The sequence below is a fragment of the Enterobacter sp. WI-ESBL-E8 genome (assembly GCF_053364895.1).
The window spans coordinates 2804002-2825458 of sequence record NZ_JBRWXJ010000001.1 but is presented as its reverse complement, the minus strand read 5'-3'; the positions used below and the strand labels follow the sequence as shown (position 1 = coordinate 2825458).

The window sequence follows — 21457 nt, the reverse complement described above, 5'->3', positions numbered from 1 at the left end:
ACCTCCTGATTAATGACGCTATTGTCGAAAATTGCTGACGGGTTTTACAGGGGTGATATAAGGTTGAATACGTAAATGGCTTTTTAAAATTAGGTGAAAACGATGGAATACCTTCTTGATGATATCGACCGACAAATTTTGGCCTGTCTGGTCGAGGATGCGCGCATGTCCCTGAAGGTGCTCAGCGGGCGTATCGGTCTGACGTCACCCAGCACGGCAGAGCGCCTGAAAAGGCTGGAAGAGCGCGGCGTGATTCAGGGGTATGGCGCACGGGTGAATCTGGCGGCGTTAGGGTACACCCTTCAGGCGCTGGTGCGCGTACGGCCGCTGCCGGGGCTGTTGCATAAGGTTGATAAGTATATTCAGGCGATGCCGGAGTGTATTGAGAGCGACAAGGTGACCGGTGAAGATTGTTTTGTTATCCGGCTGGTGGTGCGGTCAATTGAGCAACTGGATGTGCTGCTGGACGGACTGGCGGAACATGCCCAGTGCAATACGTCGATTGTGAAGAGTTCACCCGTGACGCGACGCTTGCCGCCGATGTAGCAGTCTGTTGCCGGGTGACGGCTGCGCCTTACCCGGCCTACGAAGGTGGACTCGGTTCGATTTTGTTATGATTTTTAAAAGTGATGGTGGTGGGGGAAGGATTCGAACCTTCGAAGTCGATGACGGCAGATTTACAGTCTGCTCCCTTTGGCCGCTCGGGAACCCCACCAGGGGTAATTCAGATTTTGAGGTAATGCTGAGAGATGGTGGTGGGGGAAGGATTCGAACCTTCGAAGTCGATGACGGCAGATTTACAGTCTGCTCCCTTTGGCCGCTCGGGAACCCCACCACGGGGTAATGCTATTTACTGGCCTGCTTCCTGCTGGAAGCGGGGCGCATCATATCAAATGAGACGCCCCTGTAAAGCATTCCTTTAGCGAAATGAAGCTGTTTGCCTGCTTTTTATCCGTAAAGGTGCAAAGCTAATCAATTCATTTCTCTGGGATTAAAGAATAATGGTTCTGTTGCCGTAAACGAATACCCGCTGCGCCAGCACCTGATAGAGCGCGCGGCTGAGTACGTTCTTCTCGACGTCACGTCCGGCGCGCATCATATCTTCAGCGGTGTAGGTGTGATCAACATGAATGACGTCCTGCATGATGATAGGGCCTTCGTCCAGGTTGTCATTCACGTAGTGCGCGGTAGCACCGATGATCTTCACGCCGCGCTCGTATGCCTGATGGTATGGGCGAGCACCAATAAAGGCCGGCAGGAACGAGTGGTGAATGTTGATGATCTTGTTCGGGAAGCGGGCAACGAAGGATGGCGTCAGCACGCGCATATATTTCGCCAGAACAACGTAGTCCGGGTTATGCGCTTCAATAGCCTGCGCCATCAGATCGTCGTGTTCCTCACGGGTATGGCCTTCGTGGCTGACCAGCTCGAACGGAATATCAAAACGCTCGACCAGCGTGCGCAGCGTCTCGTGGTTGCCGATAACGGCAGCAATTTCGACGTCCAGACCACCGTAGTTTGCTTTCATCAGCAGGTCGCCAAGACAGTGTGCTTCTTTGGTCACCAGAATCACGACGCGGCGTCGGCCGGCGGGAGTCAGTTCGCGCACGGAACCTTCCGGCAGCGCGCTGTCCAGATCGGCAAGCAGGGTGTTGTCGTTGAAAATACCTTCCAGTTCGGTACGCATGAAGAAACGACCGGTACGGTGGTCAACGAACTCGTTGTTCTGCACGATATTCAGTTCATGTTTGTAGCAAATGTTGGTAATTCGTGCGATCAGTCCTTTTTGATCGGGACAGATGGTGCGCAGAACTTTACGTTGTAATGATTGCATCGCCGGGAAATCCTGTTTGTATTTGCGAAGTCTGGGTTGTCAGGCGTTACTGCCCGCAACACTTTTTAAATTTTTTACCTGAACCACAAGGGCAGGGATCGTTACGACCAAACTGTGGGCGCGTTCCGTCAATATAATACCATTGCCCGCTTTCCCTTAAGAACCGGGAACGTTCAATAATGGCTCCGGGCTTATTATTCTCGCTAAAGCGGGCAACAAAGCTAACATAGCCTTCATCTGCATGACTCCCGGTTGAGGATTCATAGACGGTAAGGCCAAGCCACTGCGTGTTCGCGAACCCGGCTTCGATGTCCCGTCTGAATTCGGCCATGTGGCAGGACGGGTGCCAGGTTTTGATCAGGTAGTCTGCGTCTTTGATCACAAAAGCAGTGTACCGTGAACGCATGAGGTGTGACGGGTCTGGTGCAACCTGATCGCCAGAAAGATATCGCTGGCAACATAGGCTATACTCCAGAGCGCTACCACAAGGGCAGAGTTGAGACACGATTCTCTTCCTGGAACAAAAAAATAAGGGCGTAAAACGCTTCGGGTAGCACTATGTTAACTGAGGCGTTGCGTTGACGCTATGTCAGGAATCCAGGGGACGTAAAACAGGGCTAATGAGAAAGGTTAAAATTGGACTGGCGCTGGGCTCAGGTGCAGCCCGGGGATGGTCACACATCGGCGTGATTAATGCTTTAAATCAGATGGGTGTTGACGTCGATATCGTTGCAGGGTGTTCAATAGGATCGCTTGTCGGCTCCGCTTACGCGTGCGGGAAGCTGCCGGACCTCGAAACCTGGGTGCGCTCCTTCAGTTACTGGGACGTGCTTCGTCTGATGGACCTCTCATGGCAGCGCGGCGGGCTGTTGCGCGGCGAGCGCGTCTTTAACCAGTTCCGCCAGGTTATGCCTCTTGAAGACTTCACGGATTGTCACATGCCTTTCGGCGCCGTTGCGACGAACCTCAGCACGGGGCGCGAACTTTGGCTAACCGAAGGGGATATCCATCTTGCCGTGCGTGCCTCCTGCAGTATGCCGGGGTTAATGGCGCCTGTCCCACACAACGGTTACTGGCTGGTTGATGGTGGCGTCGTGAACCCGGTGCCCATCTCGCTCACGCGTGCAATGGGGGCTGACATCGTCATTGCCGTGGACCTGCAGCACGACGCTCACCTGATGCAACAGGACCTCATGCCGGTCAACCTCCAGAGCGAAGACGCAGAGGGGGAGAAACTGGCCTGGCATGAGCGCCTGCGCGGAAGAATCGGGCGTATGGCCGCGCGACGCTCGGTTGCTGCCCCGACGGCGATAGAAATCATGACCACGTCAATCCAGGTCCTTGAGAATCGCCTCAAGCGCAATCGTATGGCAGGCGATCCGCCAGATATTCTTATTCAACCGTACTGTCCGCAAATCTCTACCCTTGATTTCCATCGGGCTGAGGCCGCCATCGCAGCGGGCTCGCTAGCCGTCGAAAAGAAAATGGACGAATTGTTGCCTTTTGTGCGAACAGCACGCTAAGCACTTTTTTTGATTACTTCAGCAAAATCTGACAGGCGATAGTGCCGATCGCATGCCACTATTTAGTTACTGTCAGCCAGGGGAGGAAACATGACGCAGCCATTGGCCGGAAAACACATTTTGATTGTAGAAGACGAGCCCGTTTTCCGATCGCTACTGGATTCGTGGTTATCCTCACTGGGGGCAATCACTTCACTGGCTGAAGATGGCATCGACGCGCTGGAAAAAATGATCAGCATTACGCCCGATTTGATGATATGCGACATTGCGATGCCGCGTATGAACGGGCTGAAGCTGGTTGAACATCTGCGTAACGAAGGCAACCAGACGCCGATTCTGGTGATATCTGCTACAGAGAATATGGCTGATATCGCTAAAGCGTTACGTCTCGGGGTGCAGGATATTCTGCTTAAACCGGTCAAAGATCTGAACCGGTTGCGGGAAACGGTGTTAGCGTGCCTGTATCCGAATATGTTTAATTCCCGGGTAGAGGAAGAAGAGCGCCTTTTCCAGGACTGGGATGCTCTGGTAAGCGATCCGCCTGCCGCGGCGAAACTTTTGCAAGAGCTTCAGCCGCCCGTTCAGCAAACCATTTCGCATTGCCGAATAAATTATCGCCAGCTGGTGGCCGCAGACCAACCTGGACTGGTGCTGGATATTGCACCCCTCTCTGATTCCGATCTTGCATTTTATTCCCTCGATGTCACCCGCGCGGGGGATAATGGTGTATTAGCGGCGTTACTCCTTCGTGCGCTATTTAATGGTTTATTGCAGGAACAGTTATCGCATCAGGGGCAACGGCTGCCAGAGTTAGGCAGTTTGCTCAAACAGGTAAACCAGCTTTTTCGTCAGGCGAATTTACCCGGACAGTTCCCGCTGCTTGTCGGTTATTACCACAGCGGTTTAAAGAATCTTATCCTCGTTTCTGCCGGCCTCAACGCTTCCCTGAATACCGGTGAACATCATATTGAGGTAAGTAACGGTGTGCCGCTTGGAACATTGGGGACGGCGTATCTTAATCAAATTAGCCATCGCTGTTCCTCCTGGCAGTGCCAAATTTGGGGTGCCGGGGGACGACTGCGCTTAATGTTGTCCACGGAATAAGCAAATGGATCGTAATTTTAAGATTGCTTTACCTGTGTTTTACGGGGAGTGCTACTATCGCTGCCCAGATTCATGCGTATTTATCCTAATTGATCGGCAACGCGTTCTTTTCAGACCCGGACTGTGGGGCGAGGCTGATATACTTAACGCGTTATTTATTGCATAAAAGTTCAAAACTTGAACAGCTCAGGAGAATTTGAATGGCTGCCCTAAATTCGAAAGTCAGAAAGGCCGTCATCCCGGTAGCGGGATTGGGGACCAGGATGTTACCAGCAACTAAGGCGATTCCGAAAGAAATGCTGCCTCTGGTTGATAAGCCATTAATCCAGTATGTCGTTAATGAATGTATCGCTGCCGGCATCACGGAAATTGTGCTGGTTACACATTCATCAAAAAACTCTATCGAAAACCATTTCGATACAAGCTTTGAACTTGAAGCCATGCTGGAAAAACGCGTTAAGCGTCAGCTGTTAGAAGAAGTTCAGTCTATTTGCCCTCCGCACGTCACCATTATGCAGGTTCGTCAGGGGCTGGCTAAAGGTCTGGGCCACGCTGTGCTTTGTGCACATCCTGTTGTGGGTGATGAGCCTGTGGCGGTAATTCTGCCTGACGTTATTCTGGACGAATACGAATCCGATCTTTCTCAGGATAATCTGGCTGAGATGATCAAACGTTTTGACGAAACAGGCAGCAGCCAGATCATGGTTGAGCCTGTAGAAGACGTGACGGCTTACGGTGTGGTTGACTGCAAAGGCGTTAACCTTAACCCGGGTGAAAGTGTCCCGATGATTGGCGTGGTAGAGAAGCCTAAAGCCGACGTAGCGCCTTCAAACCTGGCCGTAGTAGGTCGCTATGTCCTGAGCGCTGAAATCTGGCCTCTGCTGGCGAAAACGCCTCCAGGAGCAGGTGACGAGATCCAACTGACTGATGCCATCGATATGCTGATCGAGAAAGAGACCGTTGAGGCTTACCATATGAAAGGTAAGAGCCATGACTGCGGTAATAAGCTCGGTTATATGCAGGCATTTGTTGAATATGGCATTCGCCACAATACCCTTGGCGAAGAATTTAAAGCCTGGCTCAAAGAGAGCGCAGGTATTAAGAAATAAGCCACGACAGCAGATGTTAGAAACCGGTGAGGCGTTGCCCACCGGTTTTTTTATGCCCATAACACACCGGAAGCCTGCCTGAAAGTAAGCGCCCTGAAATAGCTGAATAACGCTTTATGACAGAGTGTAAGGGGATGTTTGCGATAAATTTTGGTTAAAAAAAATCCCGCATTATGCGGGATTTTTCTGAATGCGGCTTGATTAATCCTTGATCAGGAAGTCATCCAGCTGTTTACCTTGCTCATCCATGGCTTTCTTGATAACAGCAGGAGTACGACCCTGGCCAGTCCAGGTTTTAGTTTCGCCGTTCTCGTCAACGTAGCTATATTTAGCAGGACGGGCAGCACGCTTAGCTTTAGTACCAGTTTTAGCTGCAGCCATGCTGTTCAGCAATTCATTTGGATCGATACCATCAGCAATCAGCATTTCACGATATTGCTGCAGTTTACGAGTACGCTCTTCGATTTCAGCAGCAGCAGCGCTTTCTTCTTCGCGACGTTCATTAACTACAACTTCTAATTTTTCCAGCATTTCTTCAAGCGTTTCGAGGGTGCATTCTCTTGCCTGCGCACGAAGAGTACGGATGTTGTTCAGAATTTTAAGTGCTTCGCTCATTGTAGTAATCTCAAACTTATAATGGGGGGTGGTTTGTTGACCTAATAATAGAGCCATAAATTCAGTTGTGCAATAGCCAGGAATGTAAGGAATTCAAAAAATACTAAATAATGCCGCTATTATTAATTACGCTAACTTAAATTTCATCACCCGACAGTCTCGCTTGTTATCACGTAAACCTGCTTAACCCGGTCGCTTGCATCTTTTTTTTGTGACATTTACCGCAGGAATTATAGTTGCGGTGGAGAAATATCAGCCTTTCGTATTAGTTCCCATCAGTGATGTTAAGACAGAAATAGTTAATAAATAGTGAATTTTAATGAACGGTGATTCCACTATAAAAAGAAGTGTTATGTTTGGTGGAACTTATAACATATTGGCCTGGCAAAATGAGTTTACTTCCTGTTTTAACGGATTATTTTTGAAAACAGAAGGCCCGGATTTCAGCTGCGAACCGCATCGTGTGTGCGCTGTATCGCTGATGACCCGACAAAATATGGTACAATCAATCATTGGGAATATTACACATTGATTAGGGTTTTACGGCCAATGGCACAACTTTATTTCTACTATTCGGCAATGAATGCCGGGAAATCCACCGCATTGCTGCAGTCCTCGTACAATTACCAGGAACGAGGGATGCGTACCGTTGTTTATACGGCTGAGATAGATGATCGCTTTGGTGCAGGGAAGGTGAGTTCCAGAATAGGCCTCTCGTCGCCGGCCAGGCTGTTTAACCCGAAAACTGACCTGTATGAGGACATTCGTACAGCGCATGCCGCTCAGCCCATACACTGTGTGCTGGTGGATGAGAGCCAGTTCCTGACGCGTGAACAGGTGCATGCGCTGTCAGAAGTGGTCGATGAACTCGATATCCCCGTTCTTTGTTACGGGCTGCGCACGGATTTTCGCGGTGAGCTCTTTGCCGGCAGTCAGTATTTGCTCGCCTGGTCAGATAAGCTTGTTGAACTGAAAACGATCTGTTTTTGCGGCCGCAAAGCCAGTATGGTGCTTCGTCTCGACCAGGCCGGAAAACCTTATGCAGATGGCGAGCAGGTGGTGATAGGCGGGAATGAACGCTATGTTTCGGTCTGTCGTAAGCATTATAAAGAAGCGTTGTCTGTTGGCTCGCTGACGGCGATTCAGCACGACAACAGAAAGTAACGTCAGCTTTATTATTCGGATTATTCAGACATAAAAAAACCCGCCATACAGGCGGGTTTTTATTATTAGACTGTCAGTTAAGCGCTTTTCTTCGCTTTCTTGTCAGCTTTAATAACTGGAGCTTCTGTTTTCACAGCGGCAACGTCGTTTTCTTTGAACTCACGGCCGTAGAAGGTATCCAGCAGAATCTGTTTCAGCTCGGAGATCAGCGGGTAGCGCGGGTTAGCACCAGTACACTGGTCATCGAACGCATCTTCAGACAGCTTATCTACGTGAGCGAGGAAGTCAGCTTCCTGAACGCCTGCTTCGCGGATAGATTTAGGAATACCCAGCTCGGCTTTGAGGCTTTCCAGCCATGCCAGCAGTTTCTCAATCTTCGCAGCAGTACGGTCGCCCGGTGCGCTCAGACCAAGATGGTCAGCGATCTCAGCATAACGACGACGTGCTTGCGGACGGTCGTACTGGCTGAAAGCAGTCTGCTTGGTTGGGTTGTCGTTCGCGTTATAACGGATAACGTTACTGATCAACAGGGCGTTCGCCAGACCGTGAGGAATGTGGAACTGTGAGCCCAGCTTGTGCGCCATTGAGTGGCAAACACCCAGGAAGGCGTTAGCAAACGCGATACCGGCGATAGTTGCTGCACTGTGAACGCGTTCACGAGCAACCGGGTTTTTAGAACCTTCGTTGTAAGATGCTGGCAGGTTTTCTTTCAGCAGCTTAAGCGCCTGCAGAGCCTGACCGTCAGAGAACTCAGACGCCAGGACAGAAACATATGCTTCCAGGGCGTGAGTCACGGCATCCAGACCACCGAAGGCACATAGTGACTTAGGCATCTCCATGACCAGGTTCGCATCAACGATAGCCATATCTGGCGTCAGTGCATAGTCAGCCAGTGGATATTTCTGACCCGTTGCATCATCCGTTACAACCGCAAACGGTGTAACTTCTGAACCGGTACCGGAAGTGGTCGTTACCGCGATCATCTTCGCTTTCACGCCCATTTTCGGGAACTTGTAGATACGTTTACGGATGTCCATAAAGCGCAGCGCCAGCTCTTCGAAGTGGGTTTCCGGATGTTCGTACATAACCCACATGATTTTCGCGGCATCCATTGGGGAACCACCACCCAGGGCGATAATCACATCAGGCTTGAAGGAGTTAGCCAGCTCAGCACCTTTACGCACAACGCTCAGGGTAGGGTCAGCTTCAACTTCAAAGAACACTTCAGTTTCAACGCCAGCCGCTTTCAGCACAGAGGTGATCTGGTCAGCGTAGCCGTTGTTGAACAGGAAACGGTCAGTCACGATGAGCGCACGTTTGTGGCCATCAGTAATCACTTCATCCAGCGCGATTGGCAGAGAGCCACGGCGGAAGTAGATAGATTTCGGAAGTTTGTGCCACAACATGTTTTCAGCTCGCTTAGCAACGGTTTTCTTGTTGATCAGGTGTTTTGGACCAACGTTTTCAGAGATGGAGTTACCACCCCAGGAACCACAACCCAGAGTCAGGGAAGGTGCGAGTTTGAAGTTGTAAAGGTCACCGATACCACCCTGGGAAGCAGGGGTGTTGATCAGGATACGCGCAGTTTTCATCATCTGACCGAAGTGAGCGACGCGTTCTGGCTGGTTATCCTGGTCGGTGTACAGGCAAGACGTGTGACCGATACCGCCCATGGCAACCAGTTTCTCGGCTTTTTCTACCGCGTCTTCGAAATCTTTCGCACGGTACATTGCCAGCGTAGGAGACAGTTTTTCGTGTGCAAACGGCTCGCTTTCGTCGACAACTTTCACTTCACCGATCAGGATTTTGGTTGTTGCCGGAACGGTAAAGCCTGCAAGTTCTGCAATTTTGTATGCTGGCTGACCTACGATAGCGGCGTTCAGCGCGCCATTTTTCAGGATGATGTCCTGAACCGCTTTCAGCTCTTTGCCCTGCAGCAGGTAGCCGCCGTGGCTGGCGAAACGTTCACGAACGGCGTCGTAAACGGAGTCTACGACAACAACAGACTGTTCGGATGCACAGATAACGCCGTTATCGAAGGTTTTAGACATCAGTACGGAAGCAACAGCGCGTTTGATGTCAGCAGTTTCGTCGATCACAACAGGTGTGTTACCTGCACCCACACCGATAGCAGGTTTACCGGAGCTGTATGCTGCCTTAACCATGCCAGGACCACCGGTCGCCAGGATCAGGTTAATGTCCGGGTGATGCATCAGCGCGTTGGACAGCTCTACAGAAGGTTGGTCGATCCAGCCAATCAGGTCTTTTGGTGCGCCGGCAGCGATAGCGGCCTGCAGGACGATATCCGCAGCTTTGTTGGTCGCGTCTTTCGCACGTGGGTGTGGAGAGAAGATGATTGCGTTACGGGTCTTCAGGCTAATCAGCGATTTGAAGATAGCAGTAGAGGTTGGGTTAGTTGTCGGAACAATACCGCAGATAATGCCGATAGGTTCAGCGATGGTGATAGTACCGAAGGTGTCGTCTTCAGACAGCACGCCACAGGTTTTCTCATCTTTATAGGCGTTGTAGATATACTCTGAAGCAAAGTGGTTTTTGATCACTTTATCTTCAACGATACCCATGCCGGATTCGGCAACGGCCATTTTAGCGAGAGGGATTCGAGCATCTGCAGCAGCCAGTGCGGCCGCGCGGAAGATTTTATCAACCTGTTCTTGGGTGAAATTGGCATATTCACGCTGGGCTTTTTTAACGCGCTCAACGAGGGCGTTCAGTTCAGCGATATTAGTAACAGCCATAATGCTCTCCTGATAATGTTTAAACTCTTTTAGTAAACCAGCGCTCGATACGTCACTCAGTATAGTCAGAGCCGATACCACTTGCGTAACACAAAGTAAAACAAAGAGTTACTTTCTGCTTAAGCACACTAATTTACTAAAAGAGCCTTACCTTAGCATCATCCATTTTTGTCAGGCGATCTCCCTGGGGGCGTAACCAAGATTACTCACTTCTGAGTACCGAAATCATGATCTGCGTCAATTTTTCACCAAGCTGATACCTTTCAGCAGGGTTATTTTGTTGTGATTTTTCCAGTGTTAAATAATTACGTAAGTATTGGAAGTGGCGCTATCATTGATTATACATATGTTTAACATCCTGAAATGATAACGTTTTGGCACAGATTTCAAGTGAAGTATGCTGATAAAAAGGGTATCTTCAGCGCGATTTCTCATGACACATTCTCAGTCCCGGGCATATGTATAAGCGGAGCAAAACGTGATCCAAACGCTCTTTGATTTTCCAACGTATTTTAAATTTTTTATTGGTTTGTTTGCCCTGGTCAACCCGGTGGGGATCATTCCTGTCTTCATTAGTATGACGAGTTACCAGACGGCAGCGGCCAGGAATAAGACCAATCTCACCGCTAACCTGTCTGTGGCTATCATATTGCTGACCTCCCTTTTTCTGGGGGATGCCATTCTTCAGCTCTTCGGGATTTCGATCGATTCTTTCCGCATCGCGGGTGGGATCCTGGTGGTGACTATCGCCATGTCCATGATCAGCGGGAAGCTGGGTGAGGATAAACAGAACAAGCAGGAGAAATCAGAAACCGCCATCCGGGAAAGCATCGGCGTGGTGCCGCTGGCATTACCGCTCATGGCCGGTCCTGGCGCTATCAGTTCAACCATTGTCTGGGGCACGCGTTACCATAGCCTGATGCATCTGATTGGTTTTTCAGTCGCCATCGCTCTTTTCGCGCTCTGTTGTTGGGGCGTATTCCGTATGGCGCCGTGGCTGGTGCGCTTGCTGGGGCAGACGGGCATTAACGTCATTACGCGTATCATGGGCCTGCTGTTGATGGCGTTAGGGATAGAATTTATTGTCACGGGGATTAAAAGCATTTTCCCCGGCTTGTTACACTAATATTTCATATGAAAGAACGGAGCGTCGGCTCCGTTTTTTTTTACGTGATTATCAGCAAATCATATAACTAAAGTTGAAATGCTCACATATCATAATAAATTCTACTAATAATGTTCATCTCTTGTATTTCAACAAGTTATTAATTCCGCCTCAACCCGCCTGCACATAAAACCTTCGATCGCTCTGTTATTTTACTCACATGATACTCTGGGGCTTGCTGAGAGATAACCGAAATGATATTAGTAATTTCAACATTCCCTTAGATGAATGTGCTAAATAATAACCAGTTGTTAAATTTTTGTACAAAATCACCCGATGATGGCGCAGCGACGCGCTTATAGAGAAAATTCTCTCTATCACATTGAATATCATATGTTTTTTATGGTGTTTGATGTCTGGCAGGGCTGCCCCCAAAGATACGGTGTTCACCGTAAAAGAGAATTGCTTAACAAATTTGCAAAATGTATTGGCGCGCGTTTACGCCATTTGATACTTTCCGGCCTAATATTTTGCAGCATAAAACAATCAGATGAGAATTATTTTCATATAGTTCTCTTCTCAGATATCCAGCACGGGTCTCAGACAGGGGAGGCCGGTGAAGAATCGACGCAAGACGGCCATACGAGCGGTCAGTAATAAAAAAAGTCGGTGATAGCAAGCAGTAAAAGAAGAACCTGACAGCAGCAAAAAAAACTCCTGCGCTGTACAGGCCCCAACAGGGGATTACACAGCTGGCGAAGGCCAGTAATTATAATGAGTGGAGTACCAACACAATGTCCATCATCACAAAAAAAAATCTGGTAGCGGCGGGGATTTTAACTGCGCTAATCGCGGGCAACGCTGCAATGGCTGCGGACGTGCCTGCAGGAGTTCAACTGGCCGAGAAGCAGACGCTGGTTCGTAATAACGGTGCGGAAGTTCAGTCTCTTGATCCGCACAAAATTGAAGGTGTTCCTGAGTCTAACGTTAACCGCGACCTGTTCGAAGGCCTACTGGTGACGGACGTAGACGGCCACCCGGCACCGGGTGTGGCAGAGAAATGGGAAAACAAAGATTTCAAAGTCTGGACCTTCCATCTGCGTAAAGATGTGAAATGGTCCGACGGTACCCCGGTTACGGCCGAAGATTTCGTTTATAGCTGGCAGCGCCTGGCGAACCCAAACACCGCCTCCCCGTATGCGAGCTACCTGCAATATGGCCACATCGCCAATATTGATGACATCATCGCGGGCAAAAAGCCGGTTACCGACCTGGGCGTCAAAGCGATTGATGCGAACACCTTTGAAGTGACGTTGAGCGAACCTGTTCCGTACTTCTATAAGCTGCTGGTTCACCCGTCCGTCTCTCCGGTACCAAAATCCGCCGTGGAGAAATTTGGTGAAAAATGGACGCAGCCTGCCAACATCGTGACCAACGGCGCCTATAAGCTGAAAGACTGGGTGGTCAACGAACGCATGGTTCTCGATCGTAACCCGCAGTATTGGGACAACGCGAAAACCGTGATTAACCAGGTGACCTACCTGCCAATTTCTTCCGAAGTGACTGACGTTAACCGCTACCGCAGCGGTGAAATCGACATGACCTATAACAACATGCCGATTGAACTGTTCCAGAAACTGAAAAAAGAGATCCCGAAAGAAGTTCACGTCGATCCGTACCTGTGCACCTATTACTATGAAATCAACAACCAGAAAGCACCGTTCACCGACGTGCGTGTACGTACTGCGCTGAAGCTGGCACTGGATCGCGATATTATCGTGAACAAAGTGAAAAACCAGGGCGATCTGCCGGCGTACAGCTATACCCCTCCATACACCCATGGTGCAAAACTGACTGCGCCAGAGTGGTTCAAAGAAACGCAGGAACAGCGTAACGCAGAAGCGAAGAAACTGCTGGCCGAAGCGGGCTACACCGCTGACAAGCCGCTGACCTTCAGCCTGCTGTACAACACCTCCGATCTGCACAAAAAACTGGCTATCGCCGTTGCCTCAATCTGGAAAAAGAACCTGGGCGCAAACGTGAAGCTGGAAAACCAGGAGTGGAAGACCTTCCTCGACAGCCGTCATCAGGGCACCTTTGATGTGGCGCGTGCAGGCTGGTGTGCGGACTATAACGAACCGACCTCCTTCCTGAACACCATGCTGAGCGACAGCTCAAACAACACCGCGCACTATAAGAGCCCGGCGTTTGACAAGCTGATTGCTGACACGCTGAAAACCACTGACGAAGCACAGCGTACCGAACTGTACTCTAAAGCTGAGCAGCAGCTGGATAAAGATTCCGCGATCGTTCCGGTTTACTACTACGTTAACGCCCGTCTGGTGAAACCGTGGGTAGGTGGGTATACCGGTAAAGACCCGATGGATAATATCTACGTTAAAAACTTGTATATTATCAAGCATTAATGGCAATGAGTGGGGCGAGCATGCTCGCCCCACGGTGTCTAACCAACGTCACATTATATAGGCACACGCCAGAAGGTACGGGCAATGTTGAAATTTATCCTGCGTCGCTGTCTTGAAGCGATTCCAACGCTTTTTATTCTAATTACGATTTCCTTCTTCATGATGCGTCTTGCACCGGGAAGTCCATTTACCGGTGAGCGTACGCTGCCGCCAGAAGTTATGGCGAATATCGAAGCGAAATACCATTTAAACGATCCTATCTCCACCCAGTACTTCAATTATCTGAAGCAGTTGGCCCACGGTGATTTTGGACCGTCATTTAAATATAAAGACTATTCCGTTAATGACCTGGTGGCGTCCAGCTTCCCGGTTTCGGCGAAATTGGGTGCTGCGGCATTCATTCTGGCCGTCGTTTTCGGGGTCGCCGCTGGCGTTATCGCCGCGCTCAGACAAAATACCAAATGGGATTATGCCGTAATGGGGGTGGCGATGACCGGGGTAGTTATACCCAGCTTCGTTGTCGCGCCATTACTGGTAATGATATTTGCCATCACGCTGAAGTGGCTGCCTGGCGGCGGCTGGAACGGCGGGGCATTAAAGTTCATGATTTTACCGATGGTGGCATTATCCCTGGCGTACATCGCCAGTATCGCGCGTATCACCCGTGGTTCAATGATTGAGGTGCTGCACTCGAACTTCATTCGTACCGCGCGCGCAAAAGGGCTGCCGATGCGCCGGATTATTTTCCGCCACGCGCTCAAGCCGGCGCTGTTGCCCGTGCTCTCCTACATGGGGCCTGCCTTCGTCGGGATCATCACCGGTTCAATGGTTATCGAAACGATCTACGGTCTGCCGGGCATTGGCCAGCTGTTCGTTAACGGCGCGCTCAACCGCGACTATTCGCTGGTGCTGAGTCTGACCATCCTCGTCGGTGCGCTGACCATTCTCTTTAACGCGATCGTCGATGTGCTGTATGCCGTCATCGATCCGAAAATCCGTTACTAACGCTGGAGCACGCCATGATGTTGAGTAAGAAAAACAGCGAGGCGCTGGAAAACTTCAGTGAAAAACTGGAAGTAGAAGGCCGTAGCCTCTGGCAGGACGCGCGCCGTCGCTTTATGCACAACCGTGCAGCGGTCGCCAGTCTGGTTGTTCTGGTAATTATCGCGCTGTTTGTGACCCTGGCGCCGATGCTGTCGCAATTTACCTATTTCGACACCGACTGGGGCATGATGTCCAGCGCGCCGGATATGGAATCCGGCCACTATTTTGGCACGGACTCTTCCGGGCGCGATCTGCTGGTGCGCGTCGCTATCGGTGGCCGTATCTCGCTGATGGTGGGTATCGCAGCCGCGCTGGTGGCGGTGATCCTGGGCACGCTTTACGGCTCACTTTCCGGCTATCTTGGCGGCAAAGTGGACTCGGTAATGATGCGTCTGCTGGAAATCCTGAACTCCTTCCCGTTTATGTTCTTCGTCATCCTGCTGGTGACCTTCTTCGGCCAGAACATCCTGCTGATCTTCGTGGCCATCGGGATGGTTTCCTGGCTGGACATGGCGCGTATTGTTCGCGGCCAGACGCTGAGCCTTAAACGTAAAGAGTTTATCGAGGCCGCGCAGGTAGGGGGCGTCTCTACCGGAAATATCGTGGTTCGTCATATCGTTCCCAACGTGCTGGGCGTGGTGGTGGTGTACGCCTCACTGCTGGTACCAAGCATGATTCTGTTTGAATCCTTCCTGAGCTTCCTTGGGCTGGGTACGCAAGAACCACTGAGCAGCTGGGGCGCGCTGCTGAGCGATGGCGCAAACTCAATGGAAGTCTCACCGTGGCTGCTGCTTTACCCGGCGGGTTTCCTGGTCGTCACCCTGTTTTGTTTTAACTTTATCGGCGATGGCCTGCGTGATGCCCTCGACCCGAAAGACCGTTAAGGAGCGCCGTCATGACAATTATTGAAACGGCCACTGCGCCACAGGCGCAACAGCAGAGCAATCTTCTGCTGGATGTGAAAGACCTCCGCGTGACCTTTAAAACGCCGGACGGGGATGTTACCGCCGTCAACGATCTCAACTTCAACCTGCGAGCGGGCGAAACGCTGGGGATCGTGGGTGAATCCGGCTCGGGTAAATCCCAGACCGCCTTTGCGTTGATGGGGCTGCTGGCATCGAACGGTGTGATTGGCGGTTCCGCAAAATTCAACGGCCGTGAAATCCTCAACCTGCCGGAGCACGCGCTGAACAAGCTGCGCGCCGAACAGATCTCGATGATTTTCCAGGATCCGATGACCTCGCTTAACCCGTATATGCGCGTTGGCGAGCAGCTGATGGAAGTGCTGATGCTGCATAAAGGCCTGGGCAAAGCAGAAGCCTTTGAAGAGTCCGTTAAAATGCTGGATGCGGTGAAAATGCCGGAAGCGCGTAAGCGTATGCGCATGTTCCCGCACGAGTTCTCCGGCGGTATGCGTCAGCGCGTGATGATTGCGATGGCGCTGCTGTGCCGGCCAAAACTGCTGATTGCCGATGAGCCCACCACCGCGCTGGACGTCACCGTTCAGGCGCAAATCATGACCCTGTTGAACGAGCTTAAGCGTGAGTTCAACACGGCGATTATCATGATCACCCACGATCTGGGCGTGGTTGCGGGCATTTGTGACAAAGTGCTGGTGATGTATGCCGGTCGAACCATGGAATACGGAAATGCGCGCGATGTGTTCTATCAGCCTGCGCACCCGTATTCAATCGGCCTGCTGAATGCGGTCCCGCGTCTCGATGCGGAAGGGGAAGCGCTGCTCACTATTCCGGGCAACCCGCCAAACCTGCTGCGCCTGCCGAAAGGCTGCCCGTTCCAGCCGCGCTGTCCGCACGCGATGGAAATCTGCAACAGCGCGCCGCCGTTGGAAGAGTTTGCACCAGGCCGTCTGCGCGCCTGCTTTAAGCCGCAGGAGGAGCTGGTATGAACGCATTAGATGAAAAACGCAACGTGCTACTCGAAATCGCAGACCTTAAAGTGCATTTCGACATCAAAGACGGCAAACAGTGGTTCTGGCAACCGCCAAAGACGCTGAAAGCTGTGGATGGCGTGACGCTGCGCCTGTACGAAGGGGAAACCCTGGGCGTGGTGGGCGAATCCGGCTGCGGTAAATCGACCTTTGCGCGAGCGATTATCGGTCTGGTAAAAGCCACCGGCGGCAAGGTGGCCTGGCTGGGTAAAGATCTGCTGGGCATGAAGCCGGACGAGTGGCGCGATGTGCGCAGCGATATCCAGATGATTTTCCAGGATCCGCTGGCGTCACTGAACCCGCGTATGACCATCGGTGAGATTATCGCCGAGCCGCTGCGTACCTATCATCCGAAGATGCCGCGTCAGGAAGTTCGCGATCGTGTTAAGGCGATGATGATGAAAGTGGGCCTGCTGCCTAACCTCATCAACCGCTATCCGCACGAATTCTCCGGTGGCCAGTGCCAGCGTATTGGTATTGCGCGCGCGCTGATCCTGGAGCCGAAGCTGATCATCTGTGATGAGCCAGTTTCCGCCCTGGACGTGTCCATTCAGGCTCAGGTCGTAAACCTGCTGCAAAAGCTGCAGCGTGAAATGGGGCTGTCGCTGATCTTCATTGCGCATGACCTGGCCGTGGTGAAACACATCTCCGACCGCGTGCTGGTGATGTACCTGGGCCATGCCGTGGAGCTGGGCACCTACGATGAGGTGTACCACAACCCGCTGCACCCTTACACCAAAGCGCTGATGTCTGCGGTGCCGATTCCCGACCCCGATCTGGAAAAGAATAAAACGATTCAGCTTCTGGAAGGGGAATTGCCCTCACCGATTAACCCGCCGTCGGGCTGCGTCTTCCGTACGCGATGCCCTATGGCCGGGCCGGAGTGTGCGAAAACGCGACCGGTTCTGGAAGGCAGTTTCCGACATGCGGTTTCCTGCCTGAAAGTAGACCCGTTATAATCGCAAGGGCTGACATGATGTCAGCCCTTATTTTTTGCGAGGTTACTGTGTCGCGTTTATTCACGTCAGCCCGTCGGCGGCTTTATCATTTATTATTCGATCCTGAAACGGTATCCGGACGACGCTTCGAAGGTCTTTGTGGTTTATTTGCGCTCCTCAGCGTGGTTGCCATCTTTATTGAATCGGGTGCCGGGACGCAATATCACCTGACGTTTGACGAATGGCATATCTTTGTCTGGCTTGAGCTGGCGATAACCCTGGTCTTTACCGCTGAATACATCCTCAGAGTGGTTACCTGGCCTAACGCGGCCCGATATGTTTTCAGCTTTTGGGGGATTATTGATTTAGCCACCATCCTGCCGCTCTATGTGATGTGGCTGTGGCCGGAAATCAGCCTGAGCTATGTCTTTGCCTGGCGCGCGATGCGCGTTATTCGGGTATTACGTATTCTGAAATTACTGCGGTTTATGCCGTCATTGCGCATATTCTGGAGTGCGATCGTTAGCGCGCGACATCAGCTTATTCTGTTCTATTCTTTTATTGCCATCGTCATGATTGTTTTCGGCGCGCTGATGTATTTAATAGAAGGGCCGAAATATGGCTTTACGACGCTCAATGCGTCGGTGTACTGGGCGATTGTGACCGTCACGACCGTGGGCTACGGCGATATCACGCCCCATACGCCACTGGGCCGCATTGTGGCGTCAGTGCTGATCTTGATTGGATATTCGGTGATTGCGATCCCGACGGGACTCATTACTACGCACATGAGCAACGCATTTCAGAGTCGCAAGCAGCAGCGTAAATGCCCGAGCTGCCATCAGGGCGAACATGAACACAGCGCGCGGTTTTGTAACCGTTGCGGAAGTGAATTGCCGGAGTAAATAAAAAAGGCTGCAATCGCAGCCTTTTTTATTATTCGCGCCAGAGAATATGGCACAGCTTGTGGTCTTTCTCGCGACACAGCAGGACGCGGGCGAAGATGTCGTTAATTTCACCGCCATCTTCATCGGCCAGCCCAATCACCACTTCGGCAAAGAAGTCAGGATTAAGGTCAAAATCCACGTGCTCAGCCCAGTCTTCTGACGGGTCGAACAGTTCAGCGCCGCCGCGCTCTTCGAACTGCAAATTAAAGAGGATCACGTCTGCGGGATCGAGGTTATCAACCGCCAGTTCGAGAAAAATGTCATAGGCCTGCTCGAGCGTTTCGTCTTCGGTCAGGCGATTGTTCAGATCCATTTCCATGATGACTACCTGTTTAACATCGTTGGGCACGTTTTACAGCAACGGACTAAAGAAGTAAAACAGTCGTTCGGCAATTCTCTGCCACAGCGGACGTTTTACCCACAGTCTGGCATCCAGCAGCCGCGAGCGGGAGATATAATCATCCTGCACCGCCGCGAGATCGCCGCCAAAGCCGGCATCATCAATGACCAGCGTGATTTCAAAGTTTAGCCACAGGCTGCGCATATCCAGGTTGACCGTCCCCACCAGGCTCAGCTCACCGTCGACGAGAACGCTCTTGGTGTGGAGCAAGCCGCCCTCAAACTGGTAAATCTTCACCCCCGCGGCCAGCAGTTCGCTAAAGAATGCGCGGCTGGCCCAGCCCACCAGAAGGGAGTCATTTTTGCGTGGCAAAATGATGCTTACATCGACGCCGCGCTGCGCGGCGGTGCAGATTGCGTGCAGAAGATCGTCGCTCGGGACAAAGTAGGGCGTCGTCATGATCAGATATTCACGCGCCGAGTACGTTGCCGTCAGCAGTGCCTGATGGATCAAATCCTCCGGGAAGCCCGGCCCGGAGGCAATGGTATGAATAGTGTGACCGCTGGCCTCCTCAAACGGCATAATATTGCCGTCCGGCGGCGGCGGCAGAATACGCTTGCCGGTCTCTATCTCCCAATCGCAGGAGTAGACGATGCCCATGGAGGTGGCAATCGGCCCCTCCATGCGCGCCATCAAATCCACCCACTGGCCAACGCCCGAGTCCTGCTTGAAGAAGCGCGGGTCAACCATGTTCATGCTGCCGGTGTAGGCAATATAGTTATCGATCATGACCATCTTACGATGCTGGCGGAGATCCATCCTGCGCAGAAATACGCGCAGGAGATTCACCTTCAGCGCCTCTACCACTTCGATACCGGCATTGCGCATCATGCCCGCCCACGGGCTGCGGAAGAACGCCACGCTGCCCGCGGAGTCAAGCATCAGGCGGCAATGAATGCCGCGCCGCGCGGCCGCCATCAGCGACTCAGCGACCTGGTCGGCCATGCCGCCGGGCTGCCAGATGTAGAAGACCATCTCGATATTATGGCGAGCCAGCTGGATATCACGGATTAACGCCTGCATAACGTCGTCGGACGAGGTCAGGAGCTGGAGCTGATTGCCTTTTACGCCGCCAATCCCCTGGCGCAGCTCGCAGAGCTTAAACAATGAGGAGGCGACGCTGCTGTTCTCCTCAGCAAAGATATGTTTGCAGGCTTTAAGATCGTGGAGCCACTTCGCGGTCGAGGGCCACATGGCGCGGGCCCGCTCGGCGCGGCGTTTACCCAGATGAAGCTCACCGAAAGAGAGATAGGCAATAATTCCCACCAGCGGCAGGATATAGATTATCAGAAGCCAGGCCATGGCAGAGGGTACGGCTCTGCGCTTCATCAGGATGCGTAACGTCACACCCGCGATTAACAGCCAGTATCCCAAAATGACCAGCCAACTCACCACGGTGTAGAAGGTTGTCATAGGTAAAAAAATCCTTTTGAAAGCGTATTGTTAAGAGTGTACGCATCAGGATTCATCTGGCAAATAAAAACGCCAGGTAAAAGCGCTGGTTTGCTGCCGGGTTGGGTTTATAATGGCCTTTCTTTAAGAGAAAAAGTGTTAGAGAAAGAGTTGTAAACATGAAGCGCAGTAGAACAGAAGTAGGGCGCTGGCGCATGTTGCGACAGGTGAGTCGTCGCAAGGCTCGTTGGCTGGAGGCACAATCCCGCCGCAATATGCGTATTCACGCCATCAGAAAATGTGGAATCACCAGACACCGTAACGCGTTGCTGTTCGCAGTCCAGGATATCTGAGAACCATGAGGGCACCGTAATGGTGCCCACTGTTTTTATAGCATCTGATTTTTGGGAATAGCGTATTTGCAGCGATATTCCCGTTGTGTTTAGCAAAAGGAGGGAGAAGTGTTTGCGGAGTTTGGTGTACTGAATTTCTGGACGTACGTCGTCGGCGCATTTTTTATCGTGCTGGTGCCGGGGCCAAATACCCTGTTTGTGCTGAAAACCGGGATCGGTCACGGCGTTAAAAAAGGCTATCTCGCCGCGACAGGGGTATTTATCGGCGATGCGGTACTGATGTTTCTGGCCTGGGCAGGCGTGGCTGCGTTAATCCAGACCACCCCGGTGCTGTTTAATATCGTGCGCTATCTCGGCGCTTTCTATCTGCTTTGGCTGGGCGGTAAAATGCTCTGGTCGGTCATCACCCGGCAGAATCATGCTCACGAGAGCGGAACCGAGCCTGCCAGCGCGATCATGAAACGCTCGCTGGTATTAAGCCTGACGAATCCAAAAGCGATTCTGTTCTACGTATCGTTCTTCGTTCAGTTTATTGACGTGAATGCTGAGAACACAGGTACCTCTTTCCTGATCCTCGCCACCACGCTTGAATTGATTAGCTTTATGTATATGAGCTTCCTGATCTTCTCCGGCGCGTTTGTGACGCGTTATCTGAAAACCAAAAAGAAACTGGCAAAGCTGGGGAACGGGCTGATAGGGTTGCTGTTTGTCGGATTTGCGGCGAGGCTAGCGTCGCTACATTGAATGAATGAAAGGCTCCTGCGGGAGCCTTTTTAATTCTGTTTGACAGCCCCTC

Annotated in this window: 20 protein-coding genes and 2 tRNA genes; 14 read left to right on the top strand and 8 right to left on the bottom strand. The window is 51.7% G+C overall.

What is annotated here, in order from left to right; translation table 11 throughout:
- Nucleotides 1–102 precede the first annotated feature (102 nt).
- Nucleotides 103–546: an Lrp/AsnC family transcriptional regulator gene (locus ACWHWP_RS13495; protein WP_063429616.1), complete on the top strand. Its 444-nt coding sequence runs from the start codon at nt 103–105 to the stop codon at nt 544–546.
- A gap of 84 nt (nt 547–630) precedes the next feature.
- Here the strand turns inward: ACWHWP_RS13495 and ACWHWP_RS13490 are convergent.
- From ACWHWP_RS13490 to ACWHWP_RS13475, 4 genes are all read right to left on the bottom strand, one after another.
- Nucleotides 631–715 (bottom strand) — tRNA-Tyr (locus tag ACWHWP_RS13490).
- 35 nt (nt 716–750) lie between these two features.
- A tRNA-Tyr gene (locus ACWHWP_RS13485) sits at nt 751–835 on the bottom strand.
- Nucleotides 836–991: 156 nt separating this feature from the next.
- Nucleotides 992–1834 (bottom strand): formyltetrahydrofolate deformylase, encoded by an 843-nt coding sequence (purU, locus tag ACWHWP_RS13480; RefSeq protein WP_059311611.1) that lies wholly within the window; start codon nt 1832–1834, stop codon nt 992–994.
- A 46-nt stretch (nt 1835–1880) separates the two neighbouring features.
- A complete protein-coding gene (locus ACWHWP_RS13475; RefSeq protein ID WP_059311610.1) occupies nt 1881–2339 on the bottom strand; it encodes a YchJ family protein in 459 nt (152 codons plus the stop codon).
- A 115-nt stretch (nt 2340–2454) separates the two neighbouring features.
- On the opposite strand from ACWHWP_RS13475, the gene rssA reads away from it, so the two are divergent.
- The 3 genes from rssA to galU all read left to right on the top strand — a co-directional run bounded on the left by rssA (nt 2455) and on the right by galU (nt 5570).
- The gene (rssA, locus tag ACWHWP_RS13470; RefSeq protein ID WP_047348237.1) at nt 2455–3357 is read left to right on the top strand and encodes a patatin-like phospholipase RssA; all 903 of its coding nucleotides are present in this window, start codon (nt 2455–2457) and stop codon (nt 3355–3357) included.
- Between the two features lie 90 nt (nt 3358–3447).
- Nucleotides 3448–4461 (top strand): two-component system response regulator RssB, encoded by a 1014-nt coding sequence (gene rssB / locus ACWHWP_RS13465; protein ID WP_047348238.1) that lies wholly within the window; start codon nt 3448–3450, stop codon nt 4459–4461.
- Between the two features lie 200 nt (nt 4462–4661).
- Nucleotides 4662–5570 carry a UTP--glucose-1-phosphate uridylyltransferase GalU gene (gene galU, locus ACWHWP_RS13460; RefSeq protein WP_047348239.1) on the top strand — a complete coding sequence of 303 codons (909 nt, stop codon included), beginning with the start codon at nt 4662–4664 and terminating at the stop codon, nt 5568–5570.
- Nucleotides 5571–5771: 201 nt separating this feature from the next.
- Here the strand turns inward: galU and hns are convergent, their stop codons facing one another.
- Complete coding sequence (gene hns / locus ACWHWP_RS13455) at nt 5772–6185, bottom strand: histone-like nucleoid-structuring protein H-NS (protein WP_008502781.1); 414 nt, start codon at nt 6183–6185, stop codon at nt 5772–5774.
- Nucleotides 6186–6734: 549 nt separating this feature from the next.
- Between hns and tdk the strand changes: the two genes are divergently transcribed.
- Entirely contained in the window at nt 6735–7349 is a 615-nt protein-coding gene (tdk, locus tag ACWHWP_RS13450) for a thymidine kinase (RefSeq protein WP_059311608.1), read from the top strand.
- A gap of 77 nt (nt 7350–7426) precedes the next feature.
- On the opposite strand, the gene adhE is transcribed toward tdk, so the two are convergent.
- Nucleotides 7427–10105 carry a bifunctional acetaldehyde-CoA/alcohol dehydrogenase gene (gene adhE / locus ACWHWP_RS13445; RefSeq protein ID WP_047348241.1) on the bottom strand — a complete coding sequence of 893 codons (2679 nt, stop codon included), beginning with the start codon at nt 10103–10105 and terminating at the stop codon, nt 7427–7429.
- A 478-nt stretch (nt 10106–10583) separates the two neighbouring features.
- On the opposite strand from adhE, the gene ACWHWP_RS13440 reads away from it, so the two are divergent.
- The 7 genes from ACWHWP_RS13440 to ACWHWP_RS13410 all read left to right on the top strand — a co-directional run bounded on the left by ACWHWP_RS13440 (nt 10584) and on the right by ACWHWP_RS13410 (nt 18474).
- Nucleotides 10584–11231, top strand: a complete 648-nt coding sequence (locus ACWHWP_RS13440; protein WP_023312098.1) for a YchE family NAAT transporter — start codon at nt 10584–10586, stop codon at nt 11229–11231.
- 773 nt (nt 11232–12004) lie between these two features.
- Nucleotides 12005–13636, top strand: a complete 1632-nt coding sequence (gene oppA, locus ACWHWP_RS13435; protein ID WP_447855800.1) for an oligopeptide ABC transporter substrate-binding protein OppA — start codon at nt 12005–12007, stop codon at nt 13634–13636.
- Between the two features lie 84 nt (nt 13637–13720).
- On the top strand, nt 13721–14641 hold the full coding sequence (gene oppB / locus ACWHWP_RS13430) for an oligopeptide ABC transporter permease OppB (protein WP_047348244.1): 921 nt from the start codon (nt 13721–13723) through the stop codon (nt 14639–14641).
- Nucleotides 14642–14655: 14 nt separating this feature from the next.
- Nucleotides 14656–15564 carry an oligopeptide ABC transporter permease OppC gene (oppC, locus tag ACWHWP_RS13425; protein WP_047348245.1) on the top strand — a complete coding sequence of 303 codons (909 nt, stop codon included), beginning with the start codon at nt 14656–14658 and terminating at the stop codon, nt 15562–15564.
- Nucleotides 15565–15575: 11 nt separating this feature from the next.
- Entirely contained in the window at nt 15576–16589 is a 1014-nt protein-coding gene (gene oppD / locus ACWHWP_RS13420) for an ABC transporter ATP-binding protein (protein WP_047348246.1), read from the top strand.
- Entirely contained in the window at nt 16586–17590 is a 1005-nt protein-coding gene (oppF, locus tag ACWHWP_RS13415; RefSeq protein WP_025756558.1) for a murein tripeptide/oligopeptide ABC transporter ATP-binding protein OppF, read from the top strand. Before oppD ends, oppF begins: the two co-directional genes overlap by 4 nt.
- Nucleotides 17591–17604: 14 nt before the next feature.
- On the top strand, nt 17605–18474 hold the full coding sequence (locus ACWHWP_RS13410; protein ID WP_447855799.1) for an ion transporter: 870 nt from the start codon (nt 17605–17607) through the stop codon (nt 18472–18474).
- Between the two features lie 31 nt (nt 18475–18505).
- On the opposite strand, the gene ACWHWP_RS13405 is transcribed toward ACWHWP_RS13410, so the two are convergent.
- The gene (locus ACWHWP_RS13405; RefSeq protein WP_006810881.1) at nt 18506–18835 is read right to left on the bottom strand and encodes an HI1450 family dsDNA-mimic protein; all 330 of its coding nucleotides are present in this window, start codon (nt 18833–18835) and stop codon (nt 18506–18508) included.
- Nucleotides 18836–18868: 33 nt separating this feature from the next.
- A complete protein-coding gene (gene cls, locus ACWHWP_RS13400; RefSeq protein WP_047348247.1) occupies nt 18869–20329 on the bottom strand; it encodes a cardiolipin synthase in 1461 nt (486 codons plus the stop codon).
- 158 nt (nt 20330–20487) lie between these two features.
- On the opposite strand from cls, the gene ACWHWP_RS13395 reads away from it, so the two are divergent.
- Both ACWHWP_RS13395 and leuE read left to right on the top strand, forming a co-directional pair.
- Nucleotides 20488–20661: a YciY family protein gene (locus ACWHWP_RS13395; protein ID WP_447855798.1), complete on the top strand. Its 174-nt coding sequence runs from the start codon at nt 20488–20490 to the stop codon at nt 20659–20661.
- Between the two features lie 108 nt (nt 20662–20769).
- Nucleotides 20770–21405, top strand: a complete 636-nt coding sequence (leuE, locus tag ACWHWP_RS13390; RefSeq protein ID WP_047348248.1) for a leucine efflux protein LeuE — start codon at nt 20770–20772, stop codon at nt 21403–21405.
- Nucleotides 21406–21457 lie beyond the last annotated feature (52 nt).